This is a genomic window from Micromonospora sp. NPDC000668 (assembly GCF_042897975.1).
Lineage (GTDB): Bacteria > Actinomycetota > Actinomycetes > Mycobacteriales > Micromonosporaceae > Micromonospora.
This window is the reverse complement of record NZ_JBIAYP010000005.1, coordinates 240,172-263,597: the sequence shown is the minus strand read 5'-3', so window position 1 is coordinate 263,597 and position 23,426 is coordinate 240,172. Positions and strand designations below refer to the sequence as shown.

General features: G+C 67.0%; 20 protein-coding genes and 3 pseudogenes. 13 read left to right on the top strand and 10 right to left on the bottom strand.

Annotation, left to right across the window (positions count from 1 at the left end):
- Positions 1–14 precede the first annotated feature (14 nt).
- Complete coding sequence (locus ACFY29_RS25810) at positions 15–4,406, top strand: RelA/SpoT family protein (RefSeq protein WP_386990812.1); 4,392 nt, start codon at positions 15–17, stop codon at positions 4,404–4,406.
- A gap of 107 nt (positions 4,407–4,513) precedes the next feature.
- On the opposite strand, the gene ACFY29_RS25805 is transcribed toward ACFY29_RS25810, so the two are convergent.
- Positions 4,514–4,933, bottom strand: a complete 420-nt coding sequence (locus ACFY29_RS25805; RefSeq protein ID WP_386990284.1) for a hypothetical protein — start codon at positions 4,931–4,933, stop codon at positions 4,514–4,516.
- A 78-nt stretch (positions 4,934–5,011) separates the two neighbouring features.
- Between ACFY29_RS25805 and ACFY29_RS25800 the strand changes: the two genes are divergently transcribed.
- Positions 5,012–5,329 (top strand): hypothetical protein, encoded by a 318-nt coding sequence (locus ACFY29_RS25800; RefSeq protein ID WP_386990283.1) that lies wholly within the window; start codon positions 5,012–5,014, stop codon positions 5,327–5,329.
- Positions 5,330–5,703: 374 nt separating this feature from the next.
- On the opposite strand, the gene ACFY29_RS25795 is transcribed toward ACFY29_RS25800, so the two are convergent.
- Entirely contained in the window at positions 5,704–7,104 is a 1,401-nt protein-coding gene (locus ACFY29_RS25795) for a PQQ-binding-like beta-propeller repeat protein (protein ID WP_386990281.1), read from the bottom strand.
- A 14-nt stretch (positions 7,105–7,118) separates the two neighbouring features.
- Positions 7,119–7,946, bottom strand: a complete 828-nt coding sequence (locus tag ACFY29_RS25790; protein ID WP_386990279.1) for a hypothetical protein — start codon at positions 7,944–7,946, stop codon at positions 7,119–7,121.
- A gap of 372 nt (positions 7,947–8,318) precedes the next feature.
- On the opposite strand from ACFY29_RS25790, the pseudogene ACFY29_RS25785 reads away from it, so the two are divergent.
- From ACFY29_RS25785 to ACFY29_RS25775, 3 genes and pseudogenes are all read left to right on the top strand, one after another.
- Positions 8,319–8,936: pseudogene (locus ACFY29_RS25785) on the top strand (TetR/AcrR family transcriptional regulator); the annotation flags it as partial.
- Between the two features lie 287 nt (positions 8,937–9,223).
- Entirely contained in the window at positions 9,224–9,652 is a 429-nt protein-coding gene (locus tag ACFY29_RS25780) for a general stress protein (protein WP_386990277.1), read from the top strand.
- Positions 9,653–10,034: 382 nt separating this feature from the next.
- Positions 10,035–10,454, top strand: coding sequence for a hypothetical protein (locus ACFY29_RS25775; protein ID WP_386990275.1), 420 nt, complete (start codon positions 10,035–10,037; stop codon positions 10,452–10,454).
- A gap of 159 nt (positions 10,455–10,613) precedes the next feature.
- Here ACFY29_RS25775 and ACFY29_RS25770 read toward each other — a convergent pair whose 3' ends face one another.
- From ACFY29_RS25770 to ACFY29_RS25760, 3 genes are read right to left on the bottom strand one after another with little or no spacing between them, the layout of a single operon-like run.
- Positions 10,614–11,510: an SPFH domain-containing protein gene (locus ACFY29_RS25770; protein WP_386990273.1), complete on the bottom strand. Its 897-nt coding sequence runs from the start codon at positions 11,508–11,510 to the stop codon at positions 10,614–10,616.
- Positions 11,507–12,085: a DUF5994 family protein gene (locus tag ACFY29_RS25765; RefSeq protein ID WP_386990272.1), complete on the bottom strand. Its 579-nt coding sequence runs from the start codon at positions 12,083–12,085 to the stop codon at positions 11,507–11,509. Before ACFY29_RS25765 ends, ACFY29_RS25770 begins: the two co-directional genes overlap by 4 nt.
- A 35-nt stretch (positions 12,086–12,120) precedes the next feature.
- On the bottom strand, positions 12,121–12,522 hold the full coding sequence (locus tag ACFY29_RS25760) for a lipopolysaccharide assembly LapA domain-containing protein (protein ID WP_386990271.1): 402 nt from the start codon (positions 12,520–12,522) through the stop codon (positions 12,121–12,123).
- 557 nt (positions 12,523–13,079) lie between these two features.
- Here ACFY29_RS25760 and ACFY29_RS25755 point away from each other — a divergent pair.
- From ACFY29_RS25755 to ACFY29_RS25740, 4 genes and pseudogenes are all read left to right on the top strand, one after another.
- On the top strand, positions 13,080–13,811 hold the full coding sequence (locus ACFY29_RS25755) for a GAF and ANTAR domain-containing protein (protein WP_386990269.1): 732 nt from the start codon (positions 13,080–13,082) through the stop codon (positions 13,809–13,811).
- A gap of 95 nt (positions 13,812–13,906) precedes the next feature.
- The gene (locus tag ACFY29_RS25750) at positions 13,907–14,635 is read left to right on the top strand and encodes a GAF and ANTAR domain-containing protein (RefSeq protein ID WP_386990267.1); all 729 of its coding nucleotides are present in this window, start codon (positions 13,907–13,909) and stop codon (positions 14,633–14,635) included.
- A 165-nt stretch (positions 14,636–14,800) separates the two neighbouring features.
- On the top strand, positions 14,801–15,601 hold the full coding sequence (locus ACFY29_RS25745; protein WP_386990265.1) for a SigB/SigF/SigG family RNA polymerase sigma factor: 801 nt from the start codon (positions 14,801–14,803) through the stop codon (positions 15,599–15,601).
- Positions 15,602–16,045: 444 nt separating this feature from the next.
- Positions 16,046–16,132, top strand: a pseudogene (locus tag ACFY29_RS25740) (hypothetical protein); the annotation flags it as partial.
- 41 nt (positions 16,133–16,173) lie between these two features.
- Here the strand turns inward: ACFY29_RS25740 and ACFY29_RS25735 are convergent.
- On the bottom strand, positions 16,174–16,482 hold the full coding sequence (locus ACFY29_RS25735; protein WP_386990263.1) for an integrase core domain-containing protein: 309 nt from the start codon (positions 16,480–16,482) through the stop codon (positions 16,174–16,176).
- Positions 16,483–16,962: 480 nt separating this feature from the next.
- Between ACFY29_RS25735 and ACFY29_RS25730 the strand changes: the two genes are divergently transcribed.
- Positions 16,963–17,976: a hypothetical protein gene (locus tag ACFY29_RS25730; RefSeq protein ID WP_386990261.1), complete on the top strand. Its 1,014-nt coding sequence runs from the start codon at positions 16,963–16,965 to the stop codon at positions 17,974–17,976.
- A 156-nt stretch (positions 17,977–18,132) separates the two neighbouring features.
- The gene (locus ACFY29_RS25725; protein WP_386990259.1) at positions 18,133–18,321 is read left to right on the top strand and encodes a hypothetical protein; all 189 of its coding nucleotides are present in this window, start codon (positions 18,133–18,135) and stop codon (positions 18,319–18,321) included.
- Between the two features lie 1,052 nt (positions 18,322–19,373).
- Here ACFY29_RS25725 and ACFY29_RS25720 read toward each other — a convergent pair.
- Together ACFY29_RS25720 and ACFY29_RS25715 are read right to left on the bottom strand one after the other, a co-directional pair.
- Complete coding sequence (locus tag ACFY29_RS25720; protein ID WP_386990257.1) at positions 19,374–19,721, bottom strand: TfoX/Sxy family protein; 348 nt, start codon at positions 19,719–19,721, stop codon at positions 19,374–19,376.
- 12 nt (positions 19,722–19,733) lie between these two features.
- Positions 19,734–20,597 carry a TIGR03086 family metal-binding protein gene (locus ACFY29_RS25715; protein ID WP_386990256.1) on the bottom strand — a complete coding sequence of 288 codons (864 nt, stop codon included), beginning with the start codon at positions 20,595–20,597 and terminating at the stop codon, positions 19,734–19,736.
- Positions 20,598–21,145: 548 nt separating this feature from the next.
- Between ACFY29_RS25715 and ACFY29_RS25710 the strand changes: the two genes are divergently transcribed.
- Both ACFY29_RS25710 and ACFY29_RS25705 read left to right on the top strand, forming a co-directional pair.
- Positions 21,146–22,042 (top strand): peptidase M23, encoded by an 897-nt coding sequence (locus ACFY29_RS25710; RefSeq protein ID WP_386990254.1) that lies wholly within the window; start codon positions 21,146–21,148, stop codon positions 22,040–22,042.
- A gap of 188 nt (positions 22,043–22,230) precedes the next feature.
- Positions 22,231–22,919 (top strand): annotated as a pseudogene (locus ACFY29_RS25705) (IS6 family transposase).
- Between the two features lie 70 nt (positions 22,920–22,989).
- On the opposite strand, the gene ACFY29_RS25700 reads toward ACFY29_RS25705, so the two are convergent.
- Positions 22,990–23,397 (bottom strand): DUF2267 domain-containing protein, encoded by a 408-nt coding sequence (locus ACFY29_RS25700; protein ID WP_386990252.1) that lies wholly within the window; start codon positions 23,395–23,397, stop codon positions 22,990–22,992.
- Positions 23,398–23,426: the final 29 nt, after the last annotated feature.

Here is a 23,426-nt window from a genome sequence, read left to right as displayed (position 1 = left end):
TCGGCAGTGCTCACATGATTTCCGCGGATGAAATTCTAAGCAGGGCCGACAGCGTGAGACTGCTACAAGGCACGCAGCAGTTGTACCATGACTGGCTGATGAGCCTCACGGATTCCCAGGTAATTGCCGGTGGCTGGCGGTTCCCGGGCCCCCGTCTCCGCGAGTACTTAAGAGTGGCCAAGAAGGCAACAACCGTTCATCCCTATCCCGCTATATTTCCTGACACGCCTCAACCTCCGCTGTCTGCGGTCTACGTTCAGCAGCTCGTCGAGGCGAACGAGAGCCTCGAAGACGTCGGTACACACCAGTCTGGCCAGGCAATTCGTTCAGAAGAAATATTCGACAATCAGACCAGCTCAATCGTCCTAGGTGAAGCCGGATCCGGCAAGTCCAGCCTGCTCCGCACTGCAACCGGTACCCTAATACGCAAGTTCGAGGATGGCTTAACGTCGAAGGTCCCGGTGCGTGTCCTTGCTGCGGACTTGGTGCCCGTGAAGCCACTGCCGGAAGCAATTGCGAAAAGTGTGAACGAGGATCTCAGTAGCATTGGACTACCGGAATCATGGCCTGCAGACTTCTTCCGTAAACCGCCTACGAACGGCGCCTCTTGGCTGCTTCTGGTCGACGGCCTTGACGAAGTCATGAGCTCCGATCAACGCCTCGCGATTATCAGGCGCCTTCACGAGTGCGTCGAGGAAACTGGCAGCGGAGTTGACCAATTCGTGGTTACGAGCCGGCCTGATAACCTATTGCCCCGACGCATCTTCCCAACACTCGCGGTTTTTGAGCTTCTTATCTTCGACAGGCAGCAGCTTTATAATTTTGCGGAGGGCTGGCTAGCGCATCTTGGGTCGGAGGTGCCGCAACGGACTGCGCAACGCTTCGTAGATAAGGCAAGCGAGGCCAATCTAGGCGAACTTGCTCGAAATCCGCTTATGGCTGTGATGCTGTGTCAGCTTCATATCGTCTATCCGGATCAGCTCTTTCCTACGGGCCGTAGTCAACTCTATGAGACATTCGTGAATTCACTCTTGGAGCGTCAGTATAGGGGCTCTCGGAATGGAATTCGTCACCAGATCAATCTGATAACTGAGCGATATGGGGTTAATGCTGTTACTGCCGGCGAACAGTTGCTTAGGGATGGGACTAGCCTCGTGGAGCGCTTGGCTTGGTCGCATCAATCAGAAGAACGGGGTGCGGCAGTCCAGGCGTTGGACTCGTGGACCCGCCACCTCAAGCCGGACAATCTCCCTGCTCCTGCGTGGCAGTCTCTCTTAGGGGAGCTACTCAGGCGAAGCGGGGTCTTGACGGAGCGCGGGGGCGACTTCGTATTTTCTCACAAAACGATAGAAGAGTTCTTGGCCGCCCGTTTCATCACGAAAAATCGAGAGGAAAGTGCACGTCAGCTTCGTAGCGTTTGGGATCGCCATTCTTGGTTTGACAATCAAGAATGGCTAACCACCCGACAGTCCTTCCTCAGATTCTTGATAGACGGTTGGGCCCGAGACCAAGACCTGACGCCGCTGCTGAAACGTCTGACAACCAAGGGCCAAATAGATGGATGTCGACTGATATGCTGCCTCAGCGCTGACGGATCTAGCTTGAACCATGGGGTTATCGAAAAGGCTACGAATGCTCTGGTTGCCATAGCTATGAAGAGATCCAGTAAGAATCTGCAGCCTGCGATTGAATTGCTGTGTCACCTTGACTATGGCCGGGCCAAGGATGCACTTCAAGCGACCTCGCTGAGGCGAAACCTTGATCATGCTAGACGTAGGTGGGCGATTGCACTTCTTTCGAATATTCTCACCTCGGAATCGAACAACGTAATTCCCATCGCAGCGACTTCCTGCGGGTATACGAAGGGTGGGATCAATGCCATTGCACGCCTGCAGGTGGAGTCTTGGCGAGATTTCCTGGCTACGCTTGCGGACGACCCAACCCTGGATGGTGTTGACAGAAGATGGTGCGCTGAGGCGCTCGTAGATGTGGGCGACAGGAGAGGCCTCGGGCTCCTGCGCCAAATCGTGAACGATGTGACAGTTCTAGCTTTTGACCGAAGGTTAGCTCTCGAGGTAGTTCACAGAATGGAGCCCGCTTCAGGGTCTAAAGCGGCCGGTACTGTTCTCGAACGGGAAGTCCTGCTGCCAAATGGTCGTGTACACCGGCAGGTATGGCGTCCCTTCTCGCTACTTACAGGGCAGCGTGTAGCTGTTGGCGTCTCGGATGGCAGTGATGTTTTGGCGAAGTTGCTCGAGGGTCACCAACTTGCTCAGCCGATCCAAGATGTTCGACTACTCGAACGCGCCTACGATTTCTCACAAAGGTTACAAACGTTAAAAGGTAAGAATGGTCAGGATCCTATATTCGATCACGCTCTCGCGGTGCTCAAGATTTTGGTCGAACTGGGCATGGATGCGACCGTGCTGGCCACGACCCTGCTACATCTGACGAAGTTCCCACTGTCCGACGTGCGTGACACCTTCGGCGACGAGGTGTCCGAACTTGTCCAGGAAACGTCTCGCGTTGCGTCCATTACACTAACTGCGGCGGCGGGTTTCCAAGTAAGCCAACGAGCGATCATATATGCTACGTCTGACCCCCGCGTCTTAATGATCATCTTGGCATCTTGCTTGCAAGTGCTTCGCTCTCCCGGCCTCTACTCGGTGCCGGAAAAGCGCCGCATAGCGAAGGAAGCCCTCAGCGTATATAGTCCACTAGCGAGTCGCCTGGGGATCTTCCGAATCCATCGAGAGCTCGATGATTTGGCATTTCAGGCCATATACCCCCAGCGCTACGCCGAGGTTGATCGGCTTTCGGTTGAACACCAGCCACAGAACGACACCCAATTGCGTCAGATAACCTGCAAGGTACTGACCGACCTTCGCGCTGCGGACTTGAAAGCGGAGCTCACCGGCAAGCCGAAGCACCTGTACCCGATTTATCAGAAGATGATCGCTCGGGGTCGCGACTTCAATGACATCTATGACCTGGTAAGCGTACGGATCCTGGTCGACACGGTTCGGGACTGCTACGCGGCGCTGGGTGTGATCCACGCCAACTGGCAGCTGGTGCCGGGTCGGTTCAAGGACTACATCGCGATGCCCAAGTTCGACCTGTATCAGTCGTTGCACACGACGGTCATCGGGCCTACCGGCAAGCCGGTGGAGATGCAGATCCGCACGTACGCGATGCACCGCATCGCGGAGTTCGGCATCGCCGCGCACTGGCGTTACAAGGAGTACAAGGGCACGCAGATCGTCGGGCCGCGGGCGCACATCGATGAGATGACGTGGTTGCGGCAGTTGGCGGATTGGCAGCATAAGGCGGCGGATCCGCGTGAATTTCTGGACGCGTTGCGCTTCGACCTGTCCAGTCAGGAGGTGTACGTCTTCACCCCGAAGGGTGACGTCATCCCGCTGCCGACGGGTTCGACGCCGGTGGACTTCGCGTACGCGGTGCACACCGAGGTCGGGCACAAGTGCATCGGGGCGCGGGTCAACGGCAAGTTGGTGCCGCTGGAGTCGACGCTGTCCAACGGCGACGTGATCGAGATTCTCTCCTCGAAGTCCGAGACCGCCGGCCCGACTCAGGACTGGCTGGGCTTCGTCAAGAGCCCGCGTGCGCGTACGAAGATCCGCCAGTACTTCAACAAGGAGCGCCGCGAGGAGGCGATCGAGGCCGGCAAGAACGCGATCGTCAAGGCGATGCGCAAGCAGGGCATGCCGTTGCAGCGGATGCTCACCTCCGACGCGCTGATGTCGATCGCCCGGGACCTGCACCTGGCCGACGTGGCCTCGCTCTACGCGGCGGTCGGCGACAGCCAGGTCTCCGCGCAGTCGGTGGTGCAGAAGTTGATGGCCGCGTACGGCGGCGAGGAGGGCGCGGCGGAGGACATCGCCGAGACCGCCGTCGCCACCCGGCCGCCGCGCAGCCGACAGAGCAGCAACGACCCGGGCGTGGTGGTCCGGGGCGTCAGCGACGTCTGGATCAAGCTGGCCCGCTGCTGCACCCCGGTCCCCCCGGATTCGGTGTTCGGCTTCGTCACCCGCTCCGGCGGGGTGAGCGTGCACCGCGACGACTGCGCCAACGCCGAGGACCTGCGGGCGCAGAGCGAGCGGGTGGTCGAGGTCAGCTGGAAGCTCACCTCCGCCTCGACGTTCCTGGTGGCCATCCAGGTGGAGGCGCTGGACCGGCACAAGCTGCTGGCCGACGTCACCCGGGTGCTCTCCGACGAGCGGGTCAATATTCTTGCCGCCACGCTCTCCACAAGTTGGGATCGGGTGGCGGTGAGCCGGTTCAGCTTCGAGATGGCCGACCCGAAGCACCTGGGTTACCTGCTGGCCATGGTCCGCAAGGTGGACGGTGTCTTTGACGCGTACAGGGTTAAATCTGTTGATGCATAGTCCTCAGGGCGGTGAGGCGGCCGGCAGTTCAGTGGGAGCGTCGGAGGATGCGCGGTGAGCAAGGTGGATGGGCCCGCGTACCTCTGGCACAGCGATAGTCTGTCGCCTCAGCGAACCGACGTGGGTCCAACGGGGGCGCGCGCCAGGGCGTCCTCGACGCCGAGGAGACGGACCGGGTCGTCGACCGCGAGCGGCGGAGCGGCGAGCGCCAGGAGAGCCAGCGGTTCCCGGCCCCCTGTGCAAACCTCGGTGTTGCCGTGACAGTCTGGAAACCGGGGGAAACGCAGCACCGGGACGGCAAGCCTGACGTTGCGCGTGTCGTTGCCCATGCCCCCGGGGCGCCAGTCGGGCGGCAGCCGGAACTCGGGGACCCTTAGCCGGACTTCCAGGCGCCAGTCGTGCTCCTGGTACTCCTCGAGCGCTAGGTTGCTTCCGTCATCAACGTCATACCAGTGGTCGAGTCCGGCGGTGATGACCGATGTGCCGTTGACAAGGACGCTCATGGCGCCGACGCCGAACGGAGCCACGAGCGGACCGACGGCTCCTGCGGCAACTGTGGGACGTAGTGCGCCATGCTCAGTCAAGCTGGACGTCAAGGAGAGCCCGTGATCCCCCAGCCCTACCCCTTGTGGTGCGCCGAAGCATCTAGCGACCGCCACGTCTCTGCCGGCCGCATCATCGGCTGGATTCCGACGAACGAAGACGACGGGGACCTGCCCAGTGGCTCCCCGATTGACTACCTTCCTGTCGTCCACTTCACCGACCCGCTGGACGGCGCCTGCGACGGCATACACAGCCCAGTCGAATATCAGCAGCTCTTCATCGGCGACGACCCCGTGAAGGTTAGAGAGCAGGCGGAGGCGTGGGCGCGGAGGCAGCCGTTGCCGCCAGCGCAGCGGGTGGAGCCGCCCAGGTTTGTCTGACTGCGGAGGCAACAGCCCTCGCGTTCCTAGGTGCTCGCCGGCAAGCCCCCCGTCAGGTACAAGCTTGGCGAGCCTGCGCTCGTCAGGGCACGTTCGGCCGAGATAAAGGCGCAGGGGAGTCTTCTCGGGGGAGCACCATAGTGACTCTTCTGTAGGCCGAATTTGCGGCGGCCAGGCTTAACGACCTCGTGCGCAGCTGTGAATCTTTCGGTATCGGCTGTTGTCGTCCGAACCATCGGTTAGGCCGTGATCTCGATGTACGACCTCACCCCGCGCCTGCCCTGGCCCGGCAGAAGCAGGAGCTCATGGCGGAGATTGGCCCGACTGGCCCGCTAGTGAGGTCGTGATGACGACCTTCCATTTCTTCTAACCGGTCATCCAGCCGGCAGGTCGATCGAGTACAGGGCGTCGTGGGTCATCACGTACAGGGTCCGCTCGAGGATGAACAGCTCTCCGTAGATCGACGGCGGCTCGATCGGTGGTTGCGCGACGCCATCGGCTATCCGCCAGCGCCACACACCGCCGACCTGGTCTTCCCACCGTCTCATATAGACCACTCCATCGTGGGCGACCGGAGTGGCAGGATGGGAGAACTCCGGTACGGTCGCATGCCAGCGTTCTATGCCGGTATCGACGGACAGCGCAATCAGGCCGCGGACCCCGCCTACACAGACAACTCCCGAGTCCACCGCAAAATGATGGTCCCGGTCGTCGCCGAGGATTTTCGCTGCCTCTCCCGAGGGGCGGTAGATCCACCTTTCCCGACCCGAACGTGCGTCCAGTGCCTGAATTCGCGCCGGGCCGTCCAGCCGTTCGCGACTCATGAGATACAGCGTGCCATCGTGTAGTAGCGGATCGTGCTCCATGCGGTGCGCCACGGTTCCCCACAGCGGCTTCCCGGCGCTGACGTTGAACGCGACTAGGTCGTATCTGATGGTGTCGGGTGGGTCGTCGGGCGCGATCACCACCCGTTGCCGGATCAGGTGCACGATGCCGTCCGAGGCGGTGCTGAGCCAGGCCAGCCGCCATGCCCTCACCGGTGGCTGTGGTGCGGTTCCAGGACCGACCGCTCGCCATCGTGCAGCTCCGACCTCGCCATGCCAGCGGAGTTCCCCGCTCGCACCGTTTACGGCGCAGAACGTTCCGGTCTGCCCGCGCGCGAAACTACGGACTCCTTCGACGAGCACCGTATCCCCGACAGCGGCCAGATGGTGGATGCCCCAGTCGCCACCTGGGACGGTCGTGCTCCACCGGGGTCGTCCGGTGACGGGGTCGAGGCCGTACAGCATCCCGTCGGAATCACCAACGATCAAATTGCCCGCGGCGAGGGTCGATGCGACATTCACGTTGCTGGGCGTCGGCGTCCGCCAGAGCTGCTTGCCTGCAGGGTCAAGGCCCACCACAGCGCCCGACAGTGCTGGATCGTCTAGCAGTGCGCCGCCGACAACCAAAACACCGTCAAACGACCCGACTCCGGCGTGTACGGCCAACCCGGTGTTGACCTGCCAGCGGGTTGTTCCGGTTCTGAGGTCGAGTGCGTACACGACGCCCCCTGGCCCGATCACGTACAGATCGACGTCCCCCCGCAACGGCGTGGCGCGTACGGAGGCCTCGACCGCAGCACGCCACCTGCCCTTGGTCGCCGGAATCGCCGTAGGCCGTACGAATCCACCAGGCCCGTCAGGCGGAGACTCGGCCGGGGTCGTCCGTGATCCCAGGAACAACCATCCGAGCCCGGCGCCTGACAGTCCGAGCGCGGAGCCGGCGAGGAGCACTGTCCGGCGGCGCACTAACCGGTCGCCATTCGGCGGTAGGCCGCGATCAGCCGATCGACTCCGGGATGCATAACGCTGGCCGGGGGGTCACCGCCTCTGACAAATTCCTGCAACTTCTCGGCCGCCTCCGCGGCGCAGCGGCGCACCCGGTCGGTGTCCACGGCCTTCCGAGGTTCGGCCCAGATGTAGCGGCGGTAGTCCTCGTCATCGACTGGCGGGTAGTCGGTTGCGACGCCATCCACCCAGTGCGCCTCCTTGCCGCCCTTCGATACCGCGTAGACGGAGAACCGCCAGATGACGCCGAGTTCCCCACTGATCCGCGGGCCCATCGTGATGGAGAGTGCGTCCACGCTCCGCGGAGCGACGGTGAAGTTTTGTGGATTGACCTGAGACCACGGTTCGCTCAGCGCCTCCGGAAAGTGGAAGTCGTAGTTGAGGCTGGGGTGGATCCCACCACCCGTAGGAGCACCACAGACAGGCGCCCGGAAAATCCGATGCACAACCAGTTTGACGCCGGTCAGCACCGCCGGATCATCACTCGGATTTCGCTGTGTCAGAACCAACTTCAACCGCTGCTCAGTATTTGCACCCGCAGCCGGCGAAGTCTCCGGATGCGGCGATATTCTGAGAGGTTCCCCCGGGCCCACGTCTTCCAGCACGGTGACAGGCCTGGGGATGGGATCAAACTCCGCATCGACAAGCTCCAGACGCTCATCGGCGGGCGGCGCATCTTCTCCCGGCTTGTCCACGTTAGGCGGGGCAACCCATTGGAGGAAGCCGAGCACAATGCCTACTACCAGTGCGGCAACCCCGGTGATGCCGGTGACCGCGTTCCAGGACACTCGCTGGCGGGTCCTCGTGGGGGCACCGCTTGGAGTCTCAGACTGTGCGGGCGGCACCGGAGCCGGTTGGGCTGTCGGCTCCGTCGGCTCCGTCGGCTCCGTCGGCTCCGCCGGGTCCGTCGGGTCAGACAGGTCGGAACTGTTGCCGTTGTGCGACGCCGACATCGGGTCCCTCACTGATGGAGGACTGGTCGCCGTGAGCCTAGAGATACGCCTTCGCGGCGTGATGCCGTTGTCACCTATGCGACACGGATCCCAGCTCATTCGCCGGCCTGTTGCCAGCCTAGGCATCGGACAGCTTGACCCACTCGTCCTGGATAGCCATCAATCCCAGTTCGGCCCGTAGGCAGATCCGATGTCTGGGGGGTGTCTATGGCCTTGCCCAGCATCGCGGTGGCTGGGGGTCAGTCCCATGGCGGTCGTGCCGGCGGCGGGACGAGGCCCCACCGTGTCTGCCCGCGCGCGCAGGCACGCCAGCGACGCTCAAGCTCCTCGAAGTTTCGTAGCTGCTTCCTCACCTCTTCGCAAACATGCCCTTCGATGGACATGATCGTCAGAGATGGTTTAGGCATGCCAGTACCAACTGGGCGGAGTCGGCGTGGTCCCCGCCGCACGCTGACGGAGGAACAGCTCCTCGACGCGGCGCTATCGCTGCTCGACGACGGCGGGGTGAATGCGGCATCGGTGCGGGGCATCGCCGCGAAGGTCGGCGTGGCCCCGAACGCGGTGTACACCTACTTCGCGGACAAGGCAGCAGTGGAGCAGGCCCTCGTTGAGCGCCTGCTGGGCGAGGTCGACCACGGCGTCTTCACCGACCGCAACCAGCCGTGGCGGCATCGCGTGGAGTCACTCGCTCTGGAGCTCAGGCAACGGCTGTCGGCGCACCGCGGCGTCGTCCCTCTCATGATCGGCGGCCCCATGGACGGCCCCCACGCTCTCGCACTGAACGAACGGATCCTGGAGCTCCTCGCCGACGCCGGCCTCGACCCCACCGACGCCGCCCCGAGCGTCCTATCTGCTGATCGTCTACGTGTTCGGGTTGGTCGCACTGGAAGTCGCCGATCTGCATCAACCGGGCCCACTGCCCCAGAAGCACAGCGGGTAGACACCCGACGCCGTGCCCTCTCAGCAGCCAGCACTGCGTCCAGCACGCGTCATGCCCAGTGGTGGTCGTGCCACGGGCACAGTAGACGCACGAGCAGGCCGGGAGGCGATCATGATGCGAATGACCACATCGGCTGGTCGGGCGTACTGCCTGCCCGGCCCCCGCTGAGCAGGTGTCCCTGGGCAGCTATCCCACCTACGCCCAGGCCCAGCAGGTGGTCGACTGTCCCGCCGACCATCCCTTCGAGGTGGGGACGGCTCAGATCATCGGCAGCGACCTGCGCTTGGTGGAGCAGATCACCGGGCGGCTGACCTGGCCGCGGGCGCTGCTGTCCGGTGCCGCGAGCGGCGCCTGGTTCGGCGTCTTCGTCGGGCTGCTCCTCGGCGTCCTGAGCACCATCGCATTCGTCCGGGCCATGGCCCTGGGTCTCGCCTGGGGTGCGCTGTTCGGGATGGCGTTCGCCGCGGCCGGCTATGCCCTGACCGGCGGGCATCGCGATTTCACATCCAGGAGTGCCACCGTACCCAGTCGTTTCGAGGTTCTCGTCGCCGCTGGGTACGGCGACCGGGCCCGCACCGTGCTGGAGGGCGCGGCGCGCTGACCCGGCCGTGGCCGCGGCCCCACCGGAGCCACAGGTGGGGCCGCGCGGGGTCTTGGGCACCACGCTGGGCGCAGCAGCGCCGGCGTCTAGCAGGTGTCAGCCAACCCCTGCCGGGTGCGGATTTGTGATGGCGCCGGGTCAGCGGACCAGGTGGACGAACCTGGGTGGCGATGGGGAGGGAGCGGTGGCGTCGACATGACCGCCACGGCCTTGCTAGAAGCCCCAGGCGTCCGCACGGGCTGCTCCCCGCCGAGCCCCCGACCGCGAACTGGGGACGCCCGATGCGCTCCGTGACCTGGCCGGTGGCGTAGGGTGAGGGACGCAGCAGCTGCCCTGGTCCCCGGTGGTGCCCCAACCGCAGGCACACCACCAGGAGCATCGGATGCCTGTCCCACCCAGCTACGTCGTGCCGCCTACTGAGTCCGTCAATGATCTCGTCAAGCGGATCGCCGACCGCGACCAAGCCGCTTTCCGCCGTTTTTACCGTCGTCTCGTCCGCGCCGTCTTCGCGCAGGTGTGTGAGAGCCTCGGCAGCCGGGCGCTCGCCGTGGCGGTGACCCGGGCGGTGTTCGTCGAGGTGTGGCGGCTCGCGCCGATGCCCGCCTCCCGTCAGCTCGACGGCATCGCCTGGGTGACCGCCATCGCCGCTCGCCGGGCCGCTGACCGGCTCCGCGAGATCAACGGCCCTACGCCGCCCCTCGGCGCCGCCTATGACGATCTCCTCGGTCGCGAACTCGCCGTCGCGCTGGGAGCCGAACCGCCGGCACAGCTCGGGACTTCCTTCCGCACACCGACTGACTGACTGACTGACTGATTGCCTGCCTGCCGCTTACTGACTCGCGGCTCGCTGCCAGCCGTCATCGCCGGACATCCGATCCTGGGGTTGGCACCCGGGTCGTAGCCGATCCCACCGGCGCCGGCCTGGTGACCGGCGGGGTCACCGGGCCGGGGTCACGTCCGGTCAGCCCACCGGCATCGGTGCCGCCTCCGGTTCGGGCTCGCTGGTCACGCGTCGCACGTCCGGCATCGCCGCCGTCGCCGGGGCCGGGGGGCGGCTCGCGACGGCCGCCGCCGGCGCGCTCGCGGCGGGCGTGACGCGGTCCAGGAAGCGCAGGAGTTCGACGGGGAACGGCATGACGAGGGTGCTGTTCTTCTCGGCGGCGACCTCCACGACTGTCTGCAGCAGTCGCAGTTGCAGGGCGGCGGGGTCGGCGGCCATGGTGGCGGCGGCCTGGGCGAGTTTGGTCGCGGCCTGGTATTCGCCGTCCGCGGCGATGATCCGGGCGCGGCGTTCGCGTTCGGCCTCCGCCTGGCGGGACATGGACCGCTTCATGGATTCGGGCAGAGCGACGTCCTTGACCTCGACACGTTCGACCTTCACACCCCACGGTCCTTCGGTCGGTGTGTCGATGATGCTGGTGAGTTCGGCGTTGAGCTTGTCCCGGTCGGAGAGCAGTTCGTCGAGGTCCGCGCGGCCGATCACCGCGCGCAGCGAGGTCTGGGCAACCTGGGATACGGCGTAGAGGTAGTTCTGCACGTTCACCAGAGCCTTGACGGGATCGACGACGCGGAAGTAGACGACCGCGTCGACGCGTACGGAGACGTTGTCGCGGGTGATGCCGTCCTGGGCGGGAACGCTGAGGGTGGTGATCTGCAGGTTGACCTTCACCAGCCGGTCGACGCCGGGGACGATGAGGGTCAGCCCCGGGCTGCGGCTGCCGTCCTGCACCCGGCCGAAGCGGAAGACCACCCCGCGTTCGTACTGCTGGACGACGCGCACCGCCCGGGCGGCGGTGATGAGGCCGATGATGCCGATCGCCACGATCGCGATCACGATGGCTGTCTGTAGAGCGTTCATGCGGGCACTCCGGTGCGGGGACGGGTGGTGGCTTCGGTGTGGCTTCGGTGGATTCCGCCTGACGCCGCGCTGCCGCCCTCGTTGTCCCACACCGCGTACGGGTCGGAGCCGGTCGTCGTTGTCGCCTGCTGCGGGGTCGGTCCGGCGGCGAGGATGTCGGGTGCGTGTCTGAGGTTGGCCGGGTCGGCGGCGGTGGCCAGGGCCCGCTCGGCTGTCGCAGGTGTCGTGGCGGGCGGGACGACGAGCAGGTCGACCTGGTCGTCGCGGCCGGTGGTGGCGACCAGGAGGGCGGGGTCGAGGGTGTCGAACCAGCCGATCCGGACCACGTCCGGCCCGACCGTCAACCGGCGGATCCGGCTGTCCCAGGTGTGGATGTTGAGCATGATGTGCCGGATCCGTCCATAGCGTTCGGACAGGGCGAGGACGAGGCCGGGGAGTTCGGCCACCGGGTCCCAGGAACGCGGCCACCATCCGCCGTCGACGACCGCCTGCCCCCGGGTGGGGGCGAGGCGCAGTCGGGGTTGGGAGGGCGGTGACGGGGGGATCATCGTGGGGCGTTGTGTGGTGGTGGGCATGGCTCATCCGTCCTGGCGATACGTGCGCGGCGACGTCACTCGGGCGGTGCCGGCCGCCGTCGAGGAACCGGCATGGACCGGGCGCCGGGATGTCCGGCGGTACGGCCATGGAGCATCCGGAGTTGCGCGATGCGGGCCGTGCCGGGAAGGGCGACGAGCAGGATCCCGAAGACCGCGGCCAGCAGCAGCGCCACGCCCATCGGGAGGTGTCCGTGCGCGCCGAGGAACGACACCTCGGCACGCTGGCCGTTCTGCAGCACGAAGATCAGGAGCAGCAGGAGCACGAACGCGAACACCACGGCGGCGACCCACAGACCGCCCATCCGCGAGTGTGCCGCCACCGGTCGGTCCGGCGTGGGCCAGGAAGCGGCGTCGGTGCCGTCGTGGCCGTCGACCGGGGGAGCCGGGTGAGAATGGTTGCGCGGTGCGGTCATCACGAACCGCCACCTTCCAACAAGCAGCTGACATGCCTGAATGCCGTGGGGAGCCAGCGCAGGCATGGGCGATGGCGGGCGTGTGACGCGGTGTCGCGGGGCCGGCATAGGTCCGGCAGGACGGACCGGGACCAGGAGGCGTGAGAGATTCAGCGAGGTGACCGTTGATGTCGTGCGTCGGCCGGCCAACACGGTGACCTCGATCGGTGGGGCGCGTCCGCCAACGGCGAACTGTGAGCCACCGGGGTCCCGAGCGACAACTATCATCGTACGCCTCCGCGCGCGCTGCCGGCGATCGTGGCGGCCACCGCCTTCGCGGTCCACGTCGACGGGTGCCAGACCGCGCCGGGGCGCCGCTCAGGAGTACGGTGTGAGCGTCGCCCGGGATCCCGGTGGCCGCAGGGTGGATGTCCGTTGAGGACGATCAGGTCGGAGCCGGCTGTGGACGAGCGAACCAGCGCGACGCGTCTCCGCTTCAGAGTTGTCTCCCCGGTGAGCGCGCGGGGGCTGCCCGGCTCGAATTGCGGTGGCGGGACCGCCGCCGGCGGTACGGCGGATCGATGAGCTCCGCACGCAGGACCCGGCTGTGGGCCCTGGTCGTCGACGCGGCCCGCGGCGGAACGGTCGCGGTCGACCACGTCTGCGCCGCGTCGGTTCAGGCCACCGGCGTCGACTCCGCCGCCGTCGCCGTGACGCTGCGCGCCACCCCACGGGAGGTGCTGTGTGCCAGTCACCGGACCGCGTCGGACCTCGAGGAGCTGACCCTCACGCTCGGTGAGGGGCCGTGCGTGGACGCCAGCTCCGGTGGTCCCGATCTGGTCGTCGACCTGGCGGCGCCGGAATGTCTGGCCCGCTGGCCGGTGTTCGCTCCGGCGGCGGTGCTCGCCGGGGTCCACGCGGTGTTCGCGCTGCCGCTCCAGGTCGGCGGGATCCGCCTCGGTGTGCTGGACCTCTACCGCGCGCGGTCCGGCGGCCTCGACGGCGAGCAGTTGGCCGACGCGCTGGTGTTGGCGGACACGGCCTGCGCGGTACTGCTGGACGGCGGGTGGCGCCACCGGTCGGACCAGGACGAGGGTTGGCCGGAGCAGACCGGTCTGCAGCATCCCGAGGTGCACCAGGCCACGGGAATGGTCACGGTCCAGTTGGGGGTGACCGCGGCGGTGGCGCTCATCCGGTTACGCGCCTTCGCCTTCTCCCACGACCGGCGGCTGCGGGATGTGGCAGGTGACGTGGTTGCCCGCCGGCTGCGTTTCGACTCCACCGACGACGCGTGCGACGGCGGGACCGGGTGAGAGCCGGGCCCCGGTCGTCGCGAGGCGGCGGTGCCGACCACGGCCCCGTACCGCCGAAGAGCTGGCGGGACTATCGTACGACAAGGGTGAGTGACATGGGCGAGAGCCAGCTGTCCGACGTGTTCGTGGAAATGGCCGACACGCTCGTCGACGATTTCGACGTGCTTGAGTTCCTGCACGTGCTGACCGAACGGTGTGTCGAGCTGCTGGGCATCTCGGCGGCCGGGCTGCTGCTGACCGACCAGCAGGGCACCCTGCAGGTGGTGGCCGCCTCCTCCGAACGCACGAGGCTGCTGGAGCTGTTTCAGCTGCAGACCGACCAGGGGCCCTGTGTGGACTGCTTCCGCACTGGCCAATCCGTGTCGGTGGCCGACCTGCCCGCCGCCGGCCGATGGCCGCGGTTCGCCGCCGCGGCGGCCGAAGTTGGGTTCGCCGCGGTACACGCTCTACCCATGCGCCTGCGCTCCGAGGTGATCGGCGCGCTGAATCTCTTCGACACCCAGCCGGGCGCGCTCGACGAAGGCAAGCTCCGCATCGGTCAGGCCCTAGCCGACGTGGCCACCATCGGCCTGCTCCAGCAACGCGCCATCCACCGCCGCGACATCCTCACCGAACAGCTGCAGACCGCACTCAACAGCCGAGTCCTGATCGAGCAGGCCAAGGGGGTGCTCGCCGAGCGCCTCCACGTCGACGTGGGTGAGGCCTTCGCGCTGCTGCGCAACAGCGCCCGCAGCCACAACCGGCGGCTGTCCGATCTGGCTCAGGCGATCGTCGACGGTTCCGAGCAGCCCGCGCCAGGAACGGCAGCCAACCTGTCCGACTGACTGCCCGGTCAGGTCGATGCCGCCCGACCGCCACCGCGGGGGTCCTGTCCCGCCGGTCGACTTCCGGCGGTGCCGATCGCCACGATGAGGCGTACGGTGAGGTTGTCGCCCGGGCCCCCGGTGGCCGTCAGTTTCGCCGCCACCAGCCGTGAGGGGCGTTGAACAATGGTCACCTCCACCACGACCGCGACGACCATTCCCCGACATCCGCCGGCGGGTGAAGGACCAGCGACCAGCGAGCAGCTGCTGCGTCGACACGCTGCCCTGAGCTGCGACGATCCCGATCGTACGAGGCTGCGGGCCCGGATCATCGAGGGCAACCTGCCAATGGCCGGCCGACTGGCCCGCCGATACACCGGACGCGGAGAGCCCTACGACGACCTAGCCCAGGTCGCGGCCCTCGCCTTGGTCAAGGCCGTCGACGGATTCGACGTCAGCCGAGGCGTACCGTTCTCCTGTTACGCGGTCCCGACCATCCTCGGCGCCCTCCGCAGGCACTTCCGCGACACGGCGTGGGCGATGCGGGTCCCGCGCCGAGCCCAGGAGCTGAACAGCAGAGTGCGAGCCGCCACGGGGGAACTCACGCAGCGACAGGGCCACCACCCGACCACCGTGGAACTCGCCGACCACCTGGAAGTGAGCGTCGACGAAGTCCTGGCAGCCCTCACCGCATCGCAGGCCTACCGCCTGGCATCCCTCAACGCGCCCCACCGCGGCGCCGACGACATCGAGACCATCGACCTCATCGGCGCCTTCGATCCCGGCTACGCGGGCGTGGACGATCACCTGACACTACTGCCGTTACTCGCCGCCCTTCCCCTGCGTGAGCGTCGGATTTTCACCATGCGGTTCTATCGCCACATGACCCAGGCGCGGATCGCGACCGAAGTCGGAATATCGCAGATGCACGTATCCCGGCTGCTGAAGCGTTCCCTGGCCCAGCTCAGGGCTGGAATGCCCAGCTGACGGGCCGTCGTCCCGGTCGTATGCGGTCGCCCGGAGGAGAGCGTCAAACGATCACGAGAGGACCTCGATGGCAGTTGGTCCGTCCGTCACGACTGAGTCCTCCGTCATTCGCACAGGGGGATCCATCCCGGTGCGGCTGGGCGTACGGGTGAAGGGGGCCGTCGAACGGCGCTCGGGTCGGGTCCGAGTGATCCTGCTCGTGACCGTCCTGCTCCTGCCGTTGCTGCTGACAACGCTGTTAGGTGGCCGCTGACCAGGTACTGACCGGCTACCGCAGCGACCCGGTCGGGAAGCGGGTGGCCAGCCTGTTCCACCTGCAGTAGGTCCTCTCGCCCTGAACTTCTTCCTGGCGCTCGCCGCCTGGTGGCTGATGGCCCGGCTGCTCGCGCGGCGGACCTCAACCGCGAGGCGCCCAGATGAGGACGGTGTAGGAGCGGCGGTTGGTGGCCCGCCTCGCGTGACCCGGTCGTCGAACTGTGCGACCTGGTCATCGCGCTTACCGCCCAGCGCGGCGGCATGATCGAACGGATCATGCTGCAGCCGGCGTGTGGGGCTCGTAAAGTCGGTTCGGGCTACGCTGCCTGCGAATACTCGTTGATCAGCCCACCCAGAATCGGTCGCCGTTGGACCCGGGCGGCGTTCAGGTCAACGACTCTCGTTGGCGGGTTCGGTGGCTGCTGGCTCAGCGAGCGATGTGGACGGTGGCCGTTGTAGTGCGAGGTGTACTCGTTGAGCACTGCCGCCAGGTGACGCTCGCCGACGATCAGCATTCGGTCCGTGCATTCGCGGCGAACCGTGCCCACCCAGCGCTCCGCGAATGCATTCGCCTGGGGCGCCCGGGGCGGAGTCCTGATCACCTCGATGCCCTCGGCGGCGAACACCGCGTCGAAGGCCGCGGTGAACTTGGTGTCGCGGTCGCGCGTTGTCTCGACACCACTGCTGCACGTTATCGATCTTCACCCCCGCGGTCAGCAGGGCATCCACCGCACTCATCACCTGACGCCGATTCGCCACGCCTTGCAGTCAAGCCTGGCAGCGCGCCCCCACCCAGAATGCTGATCTTGTGACACGGGAACCGGGACATGAACTGCGACAGAGGCCATGGGACTGAACACACGGCTCCTGCACAGCTCAAGGCCAAAGGTGGACCGCACGATGCACCATGCGAACCGCCCCACGCAGATCGCTGGTGGCCCATTGGCCGGGTGTTTGACCAGCGCAAGAGGCAGATGAGCGCTGGCAGCAGGTGCCTGACCCGGCGCGGCTTGGGGGGCATCTCGGCTTGCCTGGCGTAGCGCATCGACGTAGCGTGGCCGGTTGCCGATGGCGGGCGTCGGCGCGCGTCGGCAAGGATCGGGTATATGCGGCGTAAACGGTTCAGTCGCAGCGTCGTGACGGCCCTGTTCGGCCTACTCATCGCCGTGCCGGCCACGGTCCTCACCGTGGCGTCGCCGGCATTCGCCGAGGGCGAGGGATGCTGTCAGGTGAGCATCGACAACCTGCCCGCACAGTTCCCCGGCGGAGGCGACCCCACGCCCTTCACCGTGCACCTGGTCAACCAATCCCAGGAGATCCTCCGCTACGTCGACGTGTCGTTCCTGCTACAGGCGGATGGCCTCGTCGGTGACCTGGTGGACTTACAGCGTCGGCGCATGCCCGGCGGACTGCACGACGTGGGGACGTTCACCCAGCGCGGTGTGCACAGCGGTGCCGTCACCGCAACCGAGCAGATCGACTTCGGGGTGCTCGCGGTGCCGCCCGGCGGCGGACTGAACATCACCTACCAACTGTCGTTCAGCAAGAAGTTGCCGAGCACCGCACTGACGCTTTCGATGCAGGTGCAGCCCAGGCGGGACCGCAGGGGCGTCCGCTCGGCTGGCCCGTACCAGTCCTCGATCGCGGCGGCGGGACAGCCGACCCAGACTCAGCCGGCTTCGACGCCGACTTCGTCACCGACGGTCAGCGATTCCCTGGCATCGACCGACGGCACAGCTCCGATCGAACAGTCACCGCTTGCCGGTGCCGGCTCGTCAGGTGGCGGTGGCTCGCTGATCTGGCTGGCGTACACGATCGGCGCGCTGCTGTCGCTCGGCGGGATCGGCGTGATCGGCACGCTGGTGTGGCGGCGCGGACCTCAGCGTGTCGAGACCGATTGGGACGAACCGCAGCAGTACGGCGAGCCGGCATACCCGCACGCGCCCACCCAGGTCGCCGGCGACGAGGTGCCGAGGCAGGCCGGTAGCCCCGGCGTGTACGGCACGCCCGGCCTTCACACGGCGCCGACCGCGCAGTACCCGACCGCGCAGTACCCGACCGCGCAGGACCCCTACGCCGATCCGGATCAAGCCTGGGTCGACCCGGCCGCCGGTCGGTGAGTCCGAGCCGCCGGTGCTTACCGCCGTGCCGCGCCGTGACGGCCGGCCCCCCGCAGCTCTGTGGACAGCGAGCCGGGAGCTGTCACTGGTCTGGAAGCTGCGATGGCTCTGCACCGACCAGGCTGAAAGAGGGGTTTCCACGGGGAAGGACCCGCGGTGCTGCTCGCGGAACTCGACGACATCCGGATATCCCGCCGTCTGCGCCGCCTGGTGCTCGGCACGGCCCCCCTCAGCTCGGACGCGGTCCGAAGCTGGGCGATTGACGGTTTCGGTCCGTTGGGCGCCGACGCCGAACCATGGCTGGTCAGGCTCGCCCGGGCGGTGCAGGTGCTGTTCGAAGCGTGAGCGTCATACCCACCGCCCCTGAAACCTTCGGGCATCCTCGTTGCCGGTCCGCCCGAGGTGTCGGGGTTGCTGGGCGAAGTTGCCACGGTTGGCCTGCCATACTCGGTCCGGACCTGGTCGGCTTCGTGTGGGCAGTGCGGCGGCTTCGGCTGCAATCCGACGGGCTGTGGGAGCAGATCGGGAGCGGCTGAGGCCTACGGCCAGGGGCCAGCGCGGCGCCAGCCGAGGTCATTCGGCGCGGTGGCATCCGATCCGGATGGCGGACGACCTGGCGCAACAAGCACGGAGGTGGCCGGTCGGCACTAGCCCGGTGCGAGCCCGGATCGGGGGAGCAGGTTGGGAGCAACAGCGTGCCCTGAACGGCTCCGAACGGCACCCAACCGCACCGAACAGCACTCAACTGCACCCACCCCTGCCTGCGGGTTCTCGTTTCCGCAGGTCAGAGTCGGTGCGGCGTCCTGTTTCACACGCAGCGCTCAACGGCGCTGAACGGACTTCAACGGCGCTCTATCTCGCCTGGTAGGGGAGCGTGCGTAGGTCCGGGCGGTAACGACCCGGTAGGCGGGCCGGGCCTTGCGCTGGGAGCAGATTGGGTGCACGCCTCCGAAGTGGTCACCGCTAGCGAAGTGCTCAACCGGCCTCGGCGCGGGCACGGCGCTGAGCAGCAACGATGTGGCGATCTGGCTTGCTTGACCTCCCAGTGAAGACCGAAGTGGTCACTCCGCAGCGGCTCCATGATCGCCCCGCGTCGATAGCCCTGTCGGATGCCTGGGCCGGCCAGGAGCGGGGCTGCTGGATCGACGCCTGACTCTGCGGCCAACCGCGCAACCGCCGGTGCACATCCCGGGAGCTGAGACTCCGATCCCATCGGCAGTGCGCTGACCAGGGCTTCCTGCTTGATGACCTCTTCGGCGGACCCGAAGGCGTCAACTTCGGTGGCTCATGTCCATCGGGTGACGTCCTCATCTCGCCGACGAGCGGACGTCGCCAGACGCCCGCTACCGCACGGCGACTCCCGGCGCGGGACGTTGCGTCGCCGACCCTTGTGGCTGCTAGTTCTTCTTTCTGAGCTTGGGAGGCAGCGTCGCGACGTACGCCTGAGCCTTGTTGACCCACACGGTCGCCTGCTCGGTGGTGAACGACGGGGGCAGCGACAGGTATCCACCCATCGGTCGCTCGGCGGGACCGAAGGGTCCCGCCCCCTCGATCATCGCCAGCTCGGCCAGATCGTCGGCGGCGAGCTTCACGCCGACCGACGAGCCGAACAGCCCGGCGAACATGTTGCCGTTCACAAAGGCACCGAGATTGCCGAACATCGGCTTGACCTCGACCCCTGGGGCGTCGGATACGACGGACCGGAAGAACTGCTTGTCAGCGTCGGTGGGCTTGGGCATCTGCATCGTCGGATCCTGTCATCCGGCCACGGGGCGACGGCCCGTGAAGGCGGCCAGCCGCTCCATCGGGTCGGCACCCGCGGGCGGGGTGACCTCGTCGCTGAACGAGGAACCGCGGGCCCCGGGGACGAGCCGCTCGGCGAGCTTGTGGACGTAGGCCACGACCTCGTCACTGACGACCAGGTGCGTGCCGCTGCCCTGGGCCATGTCCCACGCGTGCAACAGGAATTCCACCGGCATGATGCCCGCCGCGAAGGCGGCCGGCATCTCGCCGCCGCCGGGAGCGGGGACGGTGCCGTCGAGGCCGCGTGCCCGCCACCCCTCGATGGCCTGCGCCGCCATGGTGGCCACCCGGTTCTCCAGCGAACCCGTCTCGGGGTTCACGACCTCGACGCCGGCCATCGCGCCGAAGGCGACCATGGAGCCGAACAGGTGCTCGGCGAGGTCGTGGCAGGTGAACTCCGCGCAGGGGGTCTGCTTGGCGCGGTCCTCGGAGGTCAGCTCACGCAGGACCGTCTGGAGCACGGCCAGCGTGGCGTCGGCGGCGGACAGCTCATCAAGCCGCTCGGGAGCGGCGGACCACTCGTCCGGGCCGGCGTCCCCGACGACGGCAGCCTTCTCGAGACGGCCGAGGTAGTGGTTCCAGCCCTCGGCGTGCATCGCCGCCTGCTCATCGGTCAGCCCCTCATGGGTGAGGGTGACCTTGGTGCCGTCGGCGACCGGCTCGACCGTGATCGAGACGGTCGAGGCGTCGGGGGCGAGGTCCGGGTTGCCTTCCCAACCCCAACCGAACACGACACGCTTGCCGGGGGGAAACGGAACCCGGCGTACGCCGACCTCGGCGGCGACGAAGCGCGACGACGGCTCGGTAGCTTCACCCACCAAGCCTGCCTCGGCCCCTGGCCACCGGCAACGCAACAGCGCCCGCCAGCGTCATCCGGCAGCGATCACTCCGCTCCGCCGCCCGAGCAACCAGCGAGGCGGTGGTCGGCGAGGCTCGCGGCGAGAGCTGCCGCGCTCAGCCTCGTGGTGGGTGTCGCCGCAGGCCTGCTCTGGAATGTGGCGGCGGGCATCTGAGCATCGAACGTCGGTCCGGTGAACAGCGGGGGAACCGGGGATGATCATAAACCAGAAAGCCATGATCAGATACAGGTGAATCCCCTGATCTGGCGCTCGTCCGTCGCAAGTGGTGGAGTCCGACATCGCCCGAACGGACGAGTTAGTGGATCACCTGGCGAGGGACGTCCGCGCGCGCCGTTCGTACCCTGCGCTGTCGGGTGGCAGAGGGAGGGGCGGTATGCCCGGATGGCGAGGATCCCTACCGGCGCCGCCGGACTGGGGTGGAGGATCCCGTTGCGCAGGGGTGAAGTGTGAGCACCGCCACCTGATCACCCTGGGTGACCATGGTTTCTCATGCCTAGCCTCGGCGGATGCGTAACGACGGCAATCCCGACCACCCGCGCGGCCTCGGCGGCGCGGCTGACCGTTCGGACGATATCCCCTCCATCGATCAGCCAGTCGGCACGTCCCAACCCCGACTCTCCACCGGTTGGCTGCGTACCCGCCTCGGCGGCCTCGGTAACCTCTTCGCCGCCCGACCCGGCCGGACCCGGATGGCGGTGGCCACCGGCGCCGTGTGCTGCCTCGGTCTCGTGGGCGTCACCTTCATCGGCGCCGACCCCGCCGGCGAGTCACTCACCCCCGACCAGCGCGCCGAGATCGCCCAGCGGGCCGAGGCCGACGCGGCCTCCCGCGGGCAGGCCCGCCAGCCCGCCGCCCCGGTCACCGAAACCCCCGCCCCGGAGAGCTCTCCGTCGACGACAACGCCCGCGCCCAAGCCCAAGGCGACGTCGAAACCGAAGCCCAAGCCCAAGCCAAAGCCCAAGCGGATCGTCCCGGTCGCCGGGCTGGACCAGGCGCAGATGGACAACGCCAAGGCGATCGTGCGTGCCGGCCGGGACATGGGTGTGCCGCGCCGGGGGCTGGTGATCGCGGTGGCCACCGCGATGCAGGAGAGCAACCTCTACAACTACGCCAGTGGCGTGCTGCCGGAGTCGCAGGACTACCCGCACCAGGCGATCGGCTGGGACCACGACTCAGTCGGGCTCTTCCAGCAGCGGCCCAGCACCGGCTGGGGGAGCGTGCGGGACCTGATGAAGCCGGAGTTCGCGACCCGTCAGTTCCTCACCGCCCTGGAGGCGATCCCCGGCTGGCAGGACCTCCCGCTGACCGCCGCGGCACAGGCGGTGCAGGTGTCGGCGTTCGGTTGGCTGTACGCCCAGCACGAGTGGCGGGCCACCGAGGTCGTGAACGCCATCCTCGCCTGACCGCGGGCAACCGGCGCCGCGTTTCCTCTGCTGCCGCTCGAGCGCGGCGTCGGCCTGCTGTATGTGGCCGGTCGGTAGGGCTTCGTCGGTTGTTTCTCCTCCTTGCCTGACTGGCTCCGTTGCGTTGAGCGTCGCCAAGATAGAGGCAGACTTGAGCAGTGAAGTCGTCGACCCGGCCTGACTCGTGGCTGCCTCCGACGTCCGCGTTCGCCGGCTTCCGGTTCCCGCCTGAGGTGATCGTGGTCGCGGTCCACGGGTATCTGCGGTTCAACCTGTCCTATCGCGACGTTGAGGAACTGCTGGCCGAACGTGGGGTCGAGTTCGATCACGTCACGGTCTACCGGTGGGTGCAGCGGTTCACGCCGCTGTTGGCCGACGCCGCCCGCTTCTGCCGGCACTCACCTGGCGACAGGTGGTTCGTTGACGAGACGTATGTCAAGGTGAACGGTGTGTGGCGGTACGTGTACCGGGCGGTCGGCCAGGACGGGAAGGTCATCGATGTGCTGGTTTCGGCCCGCCGCGACGCCGGCGCGGCCCGGCGATTCTTCCGACGAGCGCCGTCGACGTTGAAGGTGACACCCGGCGAGGTCGTCACCGACGCCGCGCCGGTCTACCCGGCGTGCTCGACGAGCTGATCCCGTCCGCGTGGCACCACGTCGAGCAGTACGCGAACAACCCGATCGAGGCTGATCACAGCCAGCTCAAACAGCGGTGGAGACCGATGCGCGGGCTACGAACGGACAAGACAGCACAGGTAATCATCGCCGGCCACGCGTTCATGCAGAACCTCCGACGCGGCCACTACGAACTCGCCGTCGACACCCCGCCCGCTACGCGGGTCGCCGCTGCGTTCACCGAACTCACCCAAGCGATCTGATGTGAACCGCGGGGCCCGGACCCGGGTTCAACACGTCCGCCGATCCGATAACGCAACGGCGCCGCCGGGCCTACGTGCCAATCCGGCGGGGTTCGAGCCGGGTGGCCGCCGGCCCCGTCAGCTGCCAGAACTCCTTCGGCAACTGGGCGATGGAGTCCTCGTACTCCTTCGCGCTGACCGCGTCCCGCAGCGTGTCCAACACGGCGCGCACCCCGTCGGTCGCCGTCTGGAACTCCACCGCGGCGCGTTGCTGCACCCGCTCGAAGAACTCGGGAAGCCCGAACGGTTCGGCCTCCTCGTCGGGCTTGCGTAGGTCTCCCCGCAGCCCCTCGGGGAGCTGCACGGCGAGATCCCGTGCCTGGCCGCCGCTGAGCCGCTCCGCCAACGTCGCGAGCGTGGCACGGGTGATCGGCTCGGCCAGCGTCGGTGACATCTTCGGTCGCGTCGACACCGACTGGATGAACTCCGCGTACTTCACCTCGAACCCCCTCCTGCCGCGAATGCTGC

Bases quoted from the DNA above. Each gene is read 5' to 3' on its own strand.
- ACFY29_RS25810 (WP_386990812.1), top strand. From the start codon at position 15: ATGATTTCCGCGGATGAAATTCTAAGCAGGGCCGACAGCGTGAGACTG.
- ACFY29_RS25775 (WP_386990275.1), top strand. From the start codon at position 10,035: ATGCCTGTCCCACCCAGCTACGTCGTGCCGCCTACTGAGTCCGTCAAT.
- ACFY29_RS25770 (WP_386990273.1), bottom strand. From the start codon at position 11,510: ATGAACGCTCTACAGACAGCCATCGTGATCGCGATCGTGGCGATCGGC.
- ACFY29_RS25765 (WP_386990272.1), bottom strand. From the start codon at position 12,085: ATGCCCACCACCACACAACGCCCCACGATGATCCCCCCGTCACCGCCC.
- ACFY29_RS25755 (WP_386990269.1), top strand. From the start codon at position 13,080: ATGAGCTCCGCACGCAGGACCCGGCTGTGGGCCCTGGTCGTCGACGCG.
- ACFY29_RS25750 (WP_386990267.1), top strand. From the start codon at position 13,907: ATGGGCGAGAGCCAGCTGTCCGACGTGTTCGTGGAAATGGCCGACACG.
- ACFY29_RS25745 (WP_386990265.1), top strand. From the start codon at position 14,801: ATGGTCACCTCCACCACGACCGCGACGACCATTCCCCGACATCCGCCG.
- ACFY29_RS25730 (WP_386990261.1), top strand. From the start codon at position 16,963: ATGCGGCGTAAACGGTTCAGTCGCAGCGTCGTGACGGCCCTGTTCGGC.
- ACFY29_RS25720 (WP_386990257.1), bottom strand. From the start codon at position 19,721: ATGCAGATGCCCAAGCCCACCGACGCTGACAAGCAGTTCTTCCGGTCC.
- ACFY29_RS25710 (WP_386990254.1), top strand. From the start codon at position 21,146: ATGCGTAACGACGGCAATCCCGACCACCCGCGCGGCCTCGGCGGCGCG.